Below are 11,807 nucleotides of genomic sequence, written 5' to 3'. Positions count from 1 at the left end.
CCAGATTTAGGAATTGAATTTATCAACTACATCCCTGTAGTTGACCCTACGGGCCGCACTAAAGTGCGTTAAATTTTGTTCCAGACAAAATTTTGCTTGGCGACCATAGCGTTTTGGACCCACCTGACTCCATGCCGAACTCAGAAGTGAAACGAAACAGCGTCGATGGTAGTGTGGGGTTTCCCCATGTGAGAGTAGAACATCGCCAGGCTTTAATACTGGTTTTTAGACTTAAGGTCTGAAGACAAAAGCTCAATAAAGCAGCCAATCAGACTTTATCGAGTAACAATTTGTGGAGAGATGGCTGAGTGGTTGAAAGCACCGGTCTTGAAAACCGGCGATGGTTAATAGCTATCCTAGGGTTCAAATCCCTATCTCTCCGCCACCATTTAAAAAGCCGCTAATTTATTAGCGGCTTTTTTTCATTTCCCTCGATCATAGATAATACTACTACCAATCTCTTTTGTACCAATCTGGCTTCATCCTGAAACCAGACATCAACACGCTCTAAAGCAATATGTCCTGGGATCTTAAGGATCGTTTCAATTTTAAATTTTTTAAAATCGTCTTGGATTGGCTGGGATTGATGAGGGGGCTTGGAGCGAGATGTTATCCAAGAGAAGCCCATGTGATCGAGCAGGCAATAGATAGAATCAGGGTGGTAGTGCTGGCCAAATTCTTTCAAGATATAGGCATAGATATCTACACCAGTAAGCCGTCCACCCTGCGTATCATGAGCTTTATCTTTGATGTATTGGCTCAATTGCTCTCTTTGCTTGGAAGTTAAGAATGGTGGTCGTCCCGTTCTTGGCTTTTCTTTCAGCCCTTCTAATCCTTCCTCAAGAAAAGTTTGAACCCACTTATTAACACTGGTTCGGCTGACCTTAAGAAATATGACGATTTGGGTGCGAGAGTGTCTATCTTTGAAATGGGCGAGGGCCAGCAATCTCATTTTCATTTGAATGGATTTTTGCTGATTGGCGAGCTTTTTAAAGTCGATATTATTAAGGCTATTAATGGCGAATGAGGGTAGTAATTAAATAGCCTTAATCAGATCATATTTTTATTTAGATTAGTATTAAACAGCAGGGAACCTCGTTCCATACCAAACTTAAGGTTTAGGCAGAAATAAACCTTATTTCAAGTATTGTTTAATGCTATTGGTTAGGTAAAATAATATCAGGTGATGATGTTCCACCTAGCAGTTATGCTAAACCGCTTTTTAAGCTGATGACGTCTGTACATGCAATGATAACAAGATAGGTTCTTGTTGTGTCTGTGTACAGCTCATTTAGCTCATCACAGAATCATTGCGTTTTATCCCTTTTATTAAGAGTGAAGCAATGATGCACACTTCAACGATTCAATTTTATCCTTACATCCTTTATTGCTTATTATTCAGTTTGATAAAGTTAATCCTTTTTAAAGATGTTTAATCAGTGTTTTGCCACGTTATTTACATTAATCACGACTATTATTATGCCTGTTATCTATTTAGTTAGAGCTGAATTTCGTTATTGAATGATGATTGGCGGAAGTGTAGCAAATCATTGGGAGTAAAAATTTTGTTGATCAAATCTCTGGATCATGTACCTCACGTTGTACTACAAACATTACGTTGGACATTGCTAGTGACACCATTAGCAATTTTAGTCGGCTTAATGAACGCTTTTTTCTTATGGGCTTTGGAAGTTGCCACTCAGACTCGTGTCGACAATCCGTATTTAATCTATGGGCTGCCCATTGCTGGTTTAGGGTTGGTATTTTTTTATCGCCAATGGGGAAGTATCTCTGAGCGTGGTAACAATCTGATTATTGAGCAGATCCATGATTCAAATGAGAAAATTCCTTTTCGAATGAGTGTTTTTGTACTTGTCGCTACAGTGGTTACCCATTTATTTGGTGGCTCTGCGGGACGGGAAGGTACAGCGGTGCAAATTGGTGGTGCGGTATCGGCTTGGTTTAGTCGCGTGTTTAAACTGGATGAATCTGATCACCGCTCCATCTTGGTAGCAGGAATTGCCGCGGGATTTGGCTCGGTGTTTGGGACCCCGATTGCCGGAGCCATTTTTGCAGTAGAAGTATTGTCAGTCGGTAGAATTAAATATCAAGCACTACTACCGGCATTGATTGCCGCGGTTTTAGCGGACGTGGTATGCAGTGCGGTAGGGGCTCATCATACGCATTACAATATCGGCTTTGCCCAGTTCAATAGTTTATTTGAGCATCCTATATCGATTGATTTTATTTTAACTGGCAAGATATTGATTGCTGGTGTGATATTTGGCTTAGCGGGTTTGCTGTTTAGTGAATTAACATCAGGCTTGAAAGCTTTGTTTATCCGTTGGTCACGCAATCCATATTTGATCGTGTTCTGTGGCGGTTTGTTAGTCGTTGCTATCGCTAAGTTAATTGGTAACTATGACTATATTGGCATTGGTGTTTATCCTATACGCGAAGGAGGAGTGAGTATCACTTCTGCCTTTGAGGCCGGTGGCGCTGAATGGAATAGCTGGATGTTGAAGTTGATTTTGACGGCTATTACTCTAGCCGCTGGCTTTAAAGGTGGCGAAGTTACTCCCTTATTCTTTATTGGAGCCACATTAGGTAATTTCCTTGCATGGCTAATGGGGGCACCGGTTGAGCTATTCGCTGCGCTAGGTTTCTTAGCGGTGTTTGCTGCCGCCGCCAATACTCCTCTAGCTTGCATCATTATGGGGGTTGAATTGTTTGGGGCCGATCATCTTATTTACTTTGCTTTAGTCTGCTTCATTGCCTATTACGCCAGTGGTCATAGTGGTATTTATGGCTCACAACGTATTGCGGTGGCTAAACGCATTTCTCCGTATCAACCAGCCAAACTAGACCAAACCGTTGGCCAAGCGATGGCGAGTAAAAAGAACAAGCAATAACTGTTAACTATTTTACGAGTCTATCGAGATTGATAAATTCATATAATCTTGTATGCTAGTTTTCACTTGTCGGAGTGCCATATGGCTGAGACCGTTTATTCGGGATCCGTTGAACCTGATCAGGCTAATACCTGCGAAGGGAACAAGAGAAGACAATTTATGGTGCCTTATCATTAGTCCTATCTATATACACCATTAATCTGTTGATCCCCTCTTGTCGCATCTTTCCGTCAAGCATTATCCCTAATGAATAACACAGGAAAATGCTATGTCGATTCGTAAACAAGCGAGACTGGAAGCAAAACAGTTTATTGATTCACTTTCAGTTCAACCTTATCCAAATTCTAACAAGATTTATATTCAAGGCTCTCAACCAGATATTCGCGTACCAATGCGCGAAATTACTTTGGCTGACAGCTTGATTGGTGGCACTAAACAAGCACCGATCTATTCAGCAAATCAACCGATCCCTGTTTATGACACCTCAGGTGTGTATACCGATCCAAATTATACGATCAATTTAAAGCATGGCTTACCTAAGCTGCGTGATTCATGGATTGCAGAGCGTGGTGATACCAAAACGCTACCGGTGATGAGTTCAGAGTTTGCTCGTCAGCGTTTAGCCGATGAAACTCTCGATGAGCTGAGATATGGTCAGTTACCTGACATTCGACGAGCTAAAGCGGGTAGACGAGTCACTCAGTTACATTATGCCAGACAAGGCATCATTACTCCTGAGATGGAGTTTATCGCCTTACGTGAAAATATGGGCCGGCGAGAGTATCAAGATCAGCAGCTTAATCATCAGCATCCAGGTGAAAACTTTGGTGCTCATTTACCTGCTGAAATTAGCGCTGAATTTGTCCGTCAAGAGGTTGCGGCTGGACGAGCGATCATTCCTTGTAATATCAATCATCCTGAATCTGAACCTATGATTATCGGCCGTAACTTTTTAGTCAAAGTGAACGCGAATATTGGTAATTCTTCAGTGAGCTCTTCTATTGAAGAAGAGGTGGAGAAGTTGGTCTGGGCCACTCGTTGGGGGGCAGATACGGTAATGGATTTATCCACTGGACGTAACATTCATGAAACTCGGGAGTGGATTTTACGTAATAGCCCAGTACCTATAGGCACGGTTCCTATGTATCAAGCGTTAGAAAAGGTTAACGGGGTTGCTGAAAATCTGACCTGGCAGGTGATGCGCGATACCTTGTTAGAGCAGGCGGAACAAGGGGTCGATTATTTTACCATTCATGCTGGCGTGCTGTTACGTTATGTACCGATGACCGCAAAACGTGTTACGGGAATTGTTTCGCGCGGAGGCTCTATCATTGCTAAATGGTGCCTTGCTCATCACCAAGAAAATTTCTTATACACCCATTTTCGTGAGATTTGCGAGATCTGTGCCCAATATGATATTTCTTTATCACTTGGTGACGGCTTACGCCCTGGCTCGATTGCCGATGCGAATGATGAGGCGCAATTTGCCGAATTAAGAACCCTTGGTGAACTGACTAAAATTGCTTGGGAGTATGATGTTCAGGTGATGATCGAAGGGCCTGGGCATGTACCCATGCATATGATTAAAGCCAATATGGACGAGCAACTTAAGCATTGTCATGAAGCGCCTTTTTATACCTTAGGTCCTTTAACCACGGATATTGCACCGGGTTATGATCACATCACGTCAGGAATTGGTGCGGCGATGATAGGTTGGTTTGGTTGTGCCATGTTGTGCTATGTGACGCCTAAAGAGCACTTAGGATTACCGAATAAAGAAGACGTAAAAACCGGCTTAATCACCTATAAGTTGGCGGCTCATGCGGCGGATTTAGCTAAGGGCCATCCCGGTGCTCAGGTGAGGGATAATGCGTTATCCAAGGCGCGTTTTGAATTTCGTTGGCAAGATCAATTCAATCTGTCGCTTGATCCGGTAACTGCTAAAGCTTTTCATGACGAAACCTTACCGCAAGAATCTGGCAAAGTTGCTCATTTCTGTTCAATGTGTGGTCCCAAATTTTGCTCGATGAAGATCTCTCAAGAAGTGAGAGAGTATGCTAACGATGCACAGCAAGTGGCAGCGGATCAGGCTATTTCGGTCACTATGCTGGAAAGTCCTTTACAAGGCATGCAGCAAAAATCGCAAGAGTTTCGTGCCTCCGGTTCACAGTTGTATCATCCAGCGGTGACAGCGAAGGAATAAAGCGTGAAACTATTCATCCCTGCTCATTGTATTGAGTTAACGGGAGCCGTTCAGCAAGTCTTACTACTTGCTAAGCAGCAAGGTTTTGCGATCGAATCGATTGAGTTGGGCGTTAGTCCAACCCAATCGATACAGCTGCTTGGTCAGCATCGTTACTCGTTGCTGACGGATCTCTTTCCTTCTTTCTCAGGCTCAGAACCATCACGGCAAAACTTGTCAGCTATTGCCATTGGCTATCAGTCGAGTACGAGCGATAGTGATATTGATAACCTAAGCCCAGCTACCTTGCTGATTGGCGCTACCTATAAAGGTCAGCAAAGGGATATTTGGCGTCACACCGATGGTGAATTAAGGTTCCTATCGGGGGCGACGTTATCTCCAGCTCAGGCTTGGCATCATTTAGCGTGGTTGGTAGCGGCACTGTGTTTAGAGTTTCCCCTTGAAGATGCCTTATGTCTTGCTCGGGCAGCGCTGAATGTTTCACGTGAAACATGGCCAAAGGAGTATGTGTATTTCCCAACGGTGCAGTCTTGCTTGAGCGAGGTAACTGAACAAACGGTAGCGTTCAGTTTTCCTTCACTGGCTAAACAGAGTTTAGGTCTTTATTCGGTGGTGGATAATATCGCTTGGGTAGAAACCTTGCTTAAGCTCGGCATAAATACACTTCAGCTACGGATAAAAAATCCTCAGCAAACGGATTTAGAACAGCAAATTGTTCGTGCGATTGAATTGGGCCGTCAATATCAAGCTCAAGTCTTTATTAATGATTATTGGCGATTAGCACTTAAACACGGTGCATTTGGCGTTCACTTAGGCCAAGAAGATCTACAAACAGCCGATCTTCATGCTTTAGCTAAGGCTAACATTCATCTAGGGCTATCAACCCATGGTTACTTTGAATTACTCACCGCGTTAAAAATTAGGCCAAGTTATATCGCATTAGGGCATATCTTTCCTACCACAACCAAGCAAATGCCTTCACGTCCTCAGGGGTTGGTACGTTTGGCGCTATACCAGCAGTTAGTAGATAGTGGTAGCCACTATTTATCTTCAGCACCCGCTAGCGATCACAAGCTATCGATGGAGCAAGCGATAGCCTTCAGGGGAGTGTTACCAACGGTCGCGATCGGTGGCATTGATGTAACCAATATTCGATCAGTGGTCGAATGTGGCGTTGCCAGTGCTGCCGTCGTTCGTGCCATTACTGAGGCCGATGATGTACACGCCGCAGTTAAGCATCTCCAAGCTGAACTAGCCAGTAAGCCGCAGGAGCAAAAGCTATCAACTCAGGAGGTGGCCGATGTTAACGGATAAGCAATTTTTACGTTATCAACGTCAGATTTGTTTGCCTGATATTGCTGAGCAAGGGCAAGCCACCTTGCTCGCGAGCAAGGTGTTGATTATCGGTTGTGGCGGTTTAGGCAATGCGGTTGGCCAATATCTTGCTGCTGCTGGGGTTGGCCAACTGATCCTTGCCGATGATGATACGGTGGAAGTTTCTAACTTATCTCGACAAATTGCTTTTCACACTGAACAAGTAGGAATGTCGAAAGTCTCTGCTTTACAGCAATCTCTACAGCGCTTAAACCCTGAAGTACGCATCCGTTGCGTCAATCGGCGGATGGATGAGGCGCTATTAAATTTAGAAGTACCGATGGCAGATATTGTTGTCGACTGTAGTGATAATAGTGTCACGCGCTTTGCGATAAACCAAGTTTGTTGCCAGCATGGTGCTGTACTGATTTCTGGTTCAGCGATTGGTTGGCAAGGTCAATGTATCGCGTTTGATTTTCGCCAGCCACATACCGCTTGCTATCGTTGTTTAGTGGCCGAACATCTTTCAGCGCGCAATTGTCGTGACAGTGGGGTCGTTGGACCGGTCGTCGGCATGATAGGTAATCTACAGGCCTTAATGAGCTTACAAATCTTGCTCGATATTGGCCCGGTTCAATTTCAACAGCTGCACTATTTTGATGGACACAAGTTAAGTTGGCAGCAATGGCGACTAGCGGCTGATCCTCACTGTCCGGTGTGTAATTCAGCATCTTCAACTGCAACGTCATCTTGTCCTGATCATTTTCACCAAGCGGAGATTGCCCAATGACTATCAATGTCACCATCAATCAACAGGTGCAGCAATTAGCACATCCGATCACCATTGCTGAATTACAACAGCAATTACAGTTACCCACCGTGGGCAGTGTATTTGCACTGAACGATGGCATTATTCCCCAAGGTTTATGGGAGCAAACCAGAGTTAACGACGGTGACACGATTGCCGTATTTCAAGTCATCGCAGGAGGTTAATGATGTTAACTATTGCAGGAACTCAGTTTCAATCACGATTATTAACTGGCACTGGCAAATTTGCCAATCGTCAGACCATGGCAGCAGCGATAGCCGCCAGCCAATCGCAACTGGTGACGATGGCTTTAAAGCGAGTCGATTTACAGCATCGAGAAGATGACATTCTTGCACCTTTGATCGCAGCTGGTGTTCAGCTATTGCCCAATACGTCGGGAGCGAAAACCGCCCGTGAAGCGATTTATGCTGCCCATCTTGCTCGAGAGGCGCTGCAAACCCATTGGCTTAAATTAGAAATCCACCCAGACCCGAAATACTTAATGCCTGATCCGATCGAAACTTTACTGGCCGCTGAACAGTTAGTGAAAGAGGGATTTACTGTTTTGCCTTATTGCCACGCCGACCCTGTGCTATGCAAACGCCTAGAAGAGGTGGGGTGCGCGGCGGTTATGCCATTGGGAGCACCGATTGGAAGTAACCAGGGGTTAAGAACACAAGACTTTTTACGGATCATCATTGAACAAGCCAAGGTGCCGGTGATTATTGATGCCGGCATTGGTGCGCCTTCTGATGCGATGTTAGCGATGGAAATGGGCGCCGATGCGGTATTAGTCAATACAGCGATTGCTACTGCCGCGGATCCCGTTTTAATGGGGCAGGCTTTTAAGCAAGCGGTCGAAACCGGACGCTTAGCTTATCAAGCTGGCTTAGCCGCTCGTGGTCAACAAGCGGTGGCATCAAGTCCGTTGACCGCTTTTTTGGATTGATATTATGAGCTTTCTAAATCGCTTTGTTGAGCTTAATTGGGATGATATTAAGCTGTCTATATACAGCAAAACAACTACAGAGGTTGAGCGAGCATTAGCCAAGCCAGTTAGAACATTAACGGATTTTCAGGCCTTGCTGTCACCTGCTGCTGAGCCATATCTTGAGCAGATGGCGCAGCTGTCCTATGCCGCTACTCGACAACGTTTCGGACACACCATGGGCTTGTACGTGCCGCTGTATTTATCGAACTTGTGCGCCAATAGTTGCAGCTATTGCGGCTTTTCGATGGAAAATCGCATTAAGCGGAAAACCCTCGATGCTGAGGAAATAGAGCGAGAAATTGCGGCGATTAAAAACATGCACTTCGATAGTGTGTTATTGGTGACGGGTGAGCATGAAACTAAAGTCGGCATGAATTATTTTCGGCAAATGTTACCGTTAATTAAGGCCGCTTTTCACCATGTTGCGATGGAAGTGCAGCCGTTAGCACAGGAAGAATATGCAGAATTAAAAAGCTTAGGTTTAGATGCGGTGATGGTTTATCAGGAGACTTATCATCCATCTACTTATGCTCAACACCATTTGCGCGGCAACAAGACCGATTTTAATTACAGGTTAGCGACTCCCGATCGCCTTGCTAAAGCAGGGATTGATAAAATTGGTTTAGGCGCTCTAATTGGATTAGACGATTGGCGCACAGAAAGTTTTTACGTTGCAGCCCATGTTGATTATTTAGAGAAAACCTATTGGCAAAGTCGTTATTCTATTTCATTTCCACGTTTACGTCCTTGTGCGGGAGGAGTACCACCCAAGTCACTGATGACAGATAAACAGCTGGTGCAACTTATTTGTGCTTTTCGCTTGTTCAATTCACAGTTAGAGCTTTCTCTGTCTACTCGCGAGTCGGCGCAATTTCGTGATAACGCTATGCGCCTCGGTATTACCAGTATGTCGGCAGCCTCTAAAACCCAGCCGGGCGGCTATGCCGATAACCAACCAGAACTGGAGCAATTTTCGATTAGTGATCAGCGAAGCGCAGCACAAGGGTTAGCTGCAGTATGGCAAGATTGGCACTCGGTGTATTCTGGAGGGTATGTTTCACGTGAAACATAAGCCCGCAAGAGTTTGTCATCACTTTGACGAAGACTGTGACACTTGGGTGGAATTGTGGAATTAATGTGTCATTTGAGCCAAAACACTGCTGAAGTGATGCTTGTTAAGCACGGTCTATAAAGTAAAGCACCAAGACAAAGAATAATGGTCTTGGTGCTTTTTTATTAACTATACCCTTCCTTCTTGAAGCTGCAGGGGTGTTGGCTACGTTCGTTCGCCCCAATCACATAGTCTATCTAGGCTCATGGGGATTATGAGAGCCATCCGTGGCTCTCACCACAGGCCAGCCTACGGCTGTTCAAATTTGTTCCAGACAAATTTGTCACTCTCTTGCCACCTACCTGCAACTCCAAGTGGTTTGGGTATATTTTTGTTAACTATGGATAAATAGGCTATTCACTAACAGCGATGAATCACAAAGAGGTTAAGCAGCTTGATGATATTTACCCAATAACGCATGATAAAAGTCATCGTCATTTAGCGTACCCACCAGTTGCTGTTTATCGATTAGTAGGATAGGCAAGCCGGTTTTGTAACGGATCTCTATCGCATCGCGCATACTGATTTCAGGACTGGCCATCACTAAAGTGGTTGAGTTTAGATCCGTGGTTGGCATTCCCGATTGCCACGTCATCAGCTGAAATGATTGTGGCGCATGATTAGCATCGGTTAATTGCCAATTTTGTTCCTTATGTTCTAACCATAAATCGCGTTGTGAACAAACTTGCCAGCGTTGTTGATCTTGACTGAAGGATGATGTGTCTTTCATTAACGAACGACCTTTCAGTACATTCAATGGATTGGTATGAGCGACGAAATCTTTGACGTATTGATTGGTTGGCGTTAATACAATCTCTTCAGGTGTGCCATGCTGGATCAGTTCTCCTGATTCCATAATCGCGATATGGGTACCGATTTTTAACGCTTCATCGAGATCGTGGCTGACAAAGACAATGGTTTTATTGAGTTTCTTCTGCAAGCTTAATAGCTCATCTTGTAGCTGACTACGAATTAAAGGATCAAGAGCGGAGAAAGGCTCATCCATTAATAAAATGTCGCTGTCCATGGCAAAGGCTCGTGCTAACCCAACCCTTTGCTGCATTCCGCCTGATAGCTCATGTGGGTACTTGTCTTCCCACTCTTGTAGATCAACCATTTGTAGCTTTTCTCTGGCTTGCTGGCGACGCTGTTTTTTACTAACCCCCCGCATCTCTAAGCCAAAAGCGACGTTATCCAGCACGGTTAACCATGGCATTAAAGCAAACTTTTGAAACACCATCGAGACTTTATGCATTCTCAGTTGACGGAGTGTGGTTTGATTACAATCGGCCAGATTAATGGACTCTTGACCATCTTGCACCAGTAGTGAGCCACGAGAGACAGAATTTAAACCATTGATAGCACGCAGTAAGCTTGATTTACCGGATCCAGACAGCCCCATAAGCACGCAAATTTCACCTTGTTCCACATCAAGGCTAACGTTATTCACGCCAACTACAGTGCCGGTTGCAGCATTAATTTCTTGGCGTGACTTGCCTTGATCGAGTAAGTCCAATGCAGGTTGAGGATTGTCGCCAAAGACGACATCAAGGTTACGTATCGTGATTGCATTCATTAACTGTTTTCCTTACGTTGCGGCGTCTTACATAAACGGTCAAGAATGATGGCGACTAATACGATAGCGATACCGGCTTCAAAGCCTTGGGAAATATTTACCGTATTGAGAGCGCGGATGACGGGTTTGCCGAGACCATCAGCACCGACTAAGGCCGCGATAACCACCATCGATAGTGACAACATTATGCATTGGGTGATACCTGCCATAATGTTAGGCAGGGCGGCGGGCAGCTCGACTTTAAATAGCAATTTCATTTTGCTAGCGCCAAAAGCTTTGCCCGCCTCAAGCAGCTCTTCGGGAACTCGGGTTATTCCTAAATAGGTCAGACGAATCGGGGCGGCAATGGCAAAAATAATGGTTGAGATCAGTCCTGGCACAATACCAAGGCCGAATAAAACTAGGGTCGGGATCAGGTAGACAAACGTTGGAACGGTTTGCATTAAATCGAGAATCGGCCTTAATAGGGTATATAGCCAGGCGCGATGGGCGGCCATAATTCCAATCGGCACGCCAATTAATACGGAAATCGTTGTTGCGGCAAACACCAAAACAAAGGTTTCCAGCATTTCTTGCCAGTAGCCAAGGTTAAGAATGAGTAGTAATGAAGCAATGATAAAAATGACCAGAGAGAAGCTGCGATGTAGCCACCAAGCCAAAGCGGCGGTGATTAAAATGGGAGCGGCGGGTGGCATGGCTTTAAATAGATCAATTAACAATAAAATACTACTTTCTAATACAAAAGCGATCACATCAAAAAATCGTTCTCCATGAATAGTCAGCCAGTCAACAAACGACTCCATCCATTGTCCGAGAGGAATTTTGTGTTCAGTAATCATAAGCGTAGTTCCTTATTCACTTGGCGATAGCCGGTGAAGCTACCGCCAAGTGA

Annotated in this window: 10 protein-coding genes, 1 tRNA gene, 1 rRNA gene and 2 riboswitches; of the genes, 9 read left to right on the top strand and 3 right to left on the bottom strand. The window is 44.6% G+C overall.

Translation table 11 applies throughout. The annotated features are described in order from the left end of the window. The first annotated feature begins 95 nt into the window (after positions 1–95). Both rrf and AACS00_RS16705 read left to right on the top strand, forming a co-directional pair. Positions 96–211: ribosomal RNA gene (rrf, locus tag AACS00_RS16710) — 5S ribosomal RNA — on the top strand. Positions 212–294: 83 nt separating this feature from the next. Then, positions 295–385, top strand: a tRNA-Ser gene (locus tag AACS00_RS16705). A gap of 15 nt (positions 386–400) precedes the next feature. Here the strand turns inward: AACS00_RS16705 and AACS00_RS16700 are convergent. Further along, positions 401–958 carry an IS630 family transposase gene (locus AACS00_RS16700; protein ID WP_083544945.1) on the bottom strand — a complete coding sequence of 186 codons (558 nt, stop codon included), beginning with the start codon at positions 956–958 and terminating at the stop codon, positions 401–403. A gap of 215 nt (positions 959–1,173) precedes the next feature. Then, positions 1,174–1,247: riboswitch (Fluoride riboswitch) on the top strand. Between the two features lie 318 nt (positions 1,248–1,565). On the opposite strand from AACS00_RS16700, the gene AACS00_RS16695 reads away from it, so the two are divergent. The 7 genes from AACS00_RS16695 to thiH all read left to right on the top strand — a co-directional run bounded on the left by AACS00_RS16695 (position 1,566) and on the right by thiH (position 9,300). Further along, entirely contained in the window at positions 1,566–2,912 is a 1,347-nt protein-coding gene (locus AACS00_RS16695) for a voltage-gated chloride channel family protein (RefSeq protein ID WP_110168084.1), read from the top strand. 60 nt (positions 2,913–2,972) lie between these two features. Beyond that, positions 2,973–3,071, top strand: a riboswitch (TPP riboswitch). A 109-nt stretch (positions 3,072–3,180) separates the two neighbouring features. Further along, complete coding sequence (gene thiC, locus AACS00_RS16690) at positions 3,181–5,115, top strand: phosphomethylpyrimidine synthase ThiC (RefSeq protein WP_110168083.1); 1,935 nt, start codon at positions 3,181–3,183, stop codon at positions 5,113–5,115. A gap of 3 nt (positions 5,116–5,118) precedes the next feature. Next, a complete protein-coding gene (locus AACS00_RS16685; RefSeq protein ID WP_110168082.1) occupies positions 5,119–6,429 on the top strand; it encodes a thiamine phosphate synthase in 1,311 nt (436 codons plus the stop codon). Continuing rightward, a complete protein-coding gene (locus tag AACS00_RS16680; protein WP_110168081.1) occupies positions 6,416–7,219 on the top strand; it encodes a HesA/MoeB/ThiF family protein in 804 nt (267 codons plus the stop codon). The genes AACS00_RS16685 and AACS00_RS16680 overlap by 14 nt, the downstream gene beginning before the upstream one ends. After that, the gene (thiS, locus tag AACS00_RS16675) at positions 7,216–7,422 is read left to right on the top strand and encodes a sulfur carrier protein ThiS (RefSeq protein WP_110168080.1); all 207 of its coding nucleotides are present in this window, start codon (positions 7,216–7,218) and stop codon (positions 7,420–7,422) included. Before AACS00_RS16680 ends, thiS begins: the two co-directional genes overlap by 4 nt. Positions 7,423–7,424: 2 nt before the next feature. After that, positions 7,425–8,186, top strand: coding sequence for a thiazole synthase (locus AACS00_RS16670; protein WP_110168079.1), 762 nt, complete (start codon positions 7,425–7,427; stop codon positions 8,184–8,186). Positions 8,187–8,190: 4 nt separating this feature from the next. Continuing rightward, positions 8,191–9,300 carry a 2-iminoacetate synthase ThiH gene (gene thiH / locus AACS00_RS16665; protein WP_110168078.1) on the top strand — a complete coding sequence of 370 codons (1,110 nt, stop codon included), beginning with the start codon at positions 8,191–8,193 and terminating at the stop codon, positions 9,298–9,300. A gap of 424 nt (positions 9,301–9,724) precedes the next feature. Here thiH and choV read toward each other — a convergent pair whose 3' ends face one another. Together choV and choW are read right to left on the bottom strand one after the other, a co-directional pair. Further along, a complete protein-coding gene (gene choV / locus AACS00_RS16660; protein ID WP_110168077.1) occupies positions 9,725–10,915 on the bottom strand; it encodes a choline ABC transporter ATP-binding protein in 1,191 nt (396 codons plus the stop codon). After that, entirely contained in the window at positions 10,915–11,754 is an 840-nt protein-coding gene (gene choW / locus AACS00_RS16655) for a choline ABC transporter permease subunit (RefSeq protein ID WP_110168076.1), read from the bottom strand. The genes choV and choW overlap by 1 nt, the downstream gene beginning before the upstream one ends. Between the last annotated feature and the right edge of the window lie 53 nt (positions 11,755–11,807).

Source organism: Vibrio sp. 11986-1-5 (assembly GCF_963878025.1).
Taxonomy (GTDB): Bacteria; Pseudomonadota; Gammaproteobacteria; order Enterobacterales; family Vibrionaceae; genus Vibrio; species Vibrio injensis.
Note: the sequence above shows the minus strand (reverse complement) of the source record. Positions and strands in the feature narration are given on the sequence as shown.

Excerpts from the sequence above, each read along its gene's own strand:
- choV (WP_110168077.1), bottom strand. The coding sequence starts at position 10,915 with ATGAATGCAATCACGATACGTAACCTTGATGTCGTCTTTGGCGACAAT.
- choW (WP_110168076.1), bottom strand. The coding sequence starts at position 11,754 with ATGATTACTGAACACAAAATTCCTCTCGGACAATGGATGGAGTCGTTT.
- thiC (WP_110168083.1), top strand. The coding sequence starts at position 3,181 with ATGTCGATTCGTAAACAAGCGAGACTGGAAGCAAAACAGTTTATTGAT.
- thiH (WP_110168078.1), top strand. The coding sequence starts at position 8,191 with ATGAGCTTTCTAAATCGCTTTGTTGAGCTTAATTGGGATGATATTAAG.
- thiS (WP_110168080.1), top strand. The coding sequence starts at position 7,216 with ATGACTATCAATGTCACCATCAATCAACAGGTGCAGCAATTAGCACAT.
- AACS00_RS16700 (WP_083544945.1), bottom strand. The coding sequence starts at position 958 with ATGAAAATGAGATTGCTGGCCCTCGCCCATTTCAAAGATAGACACTCT.
- AACS00_RS16670 (WP_110168079.1), top strand. The coding sequence starts at position 7,425 with ATGTTAACTATTGCAGGAACTCAGTTTCAATCACGATTATTAACTGGC.
- AACS00_RS16680 (WP_110168081.1), top strand. The coding sequence starts at position 6,416 with ATGTTAACGGATAAGCAATTTTTACGTTATCAACGTCAGATTTGTTTG.